Below are 376 nucleotides of genomic sequence, written 5' to 3' on the forward strand. Positions count from 1 at the left end.
GGTCGCCCACTCCAGGGAGCGGCCGTAGCCCCAGGGGTCGTCCACCTCGATCTTCGGCGCGTACCGGGCCGTCTTCCAGACGTTGTAGAAGAACGGCAGCGTGGACAGGCCGAGCAGGAAGGCGCCGATGCTGGAGATCATGTGCAGCCCGGTGAAGCCGTCGGCGGCCAGGTAGTCGGAGTACCGACGCGGCATGCCCGAGGCGCCCAGCCAGTGCTGGACGAGGAAGGTGGTCTGGAAGCCGACGAACAGCGTCCAGAAGGTGATCTTGCCGAGTCGCTCGTCGAGCATCTTGCCGGTGAACTTCGGCCACCAGAAGTGGAAGCCGGCGAACATCGCGAACACCACGGTGCCGAAGACCACGTAGTGGAAGTGC

1 protein-coding gene is annotated in these 376 nt (G+C 65.4%); it reads right to left on the reverse strand.

Features of this window, described 5'->3' with window-relative positions:
* Positions 1-376: cbb3-type cytochrome c oxidase subunit I (locus IF47_RS0126950; protein ID WP_031511662.1), on the reverse strand; the 376-nt coding region annotated here is incomplete at both ends.

This window comes from Streptomyces megasporus (assembly GCF_000718985.1).
In the GTDB taxonomy this organism is placed as follows: domain Bacteria; phylum Actinomycetota; class Actinomycetes; order Streptomycetales; family Streptomycetaceae; genus Streptomyces; species Streptomyces megasporus.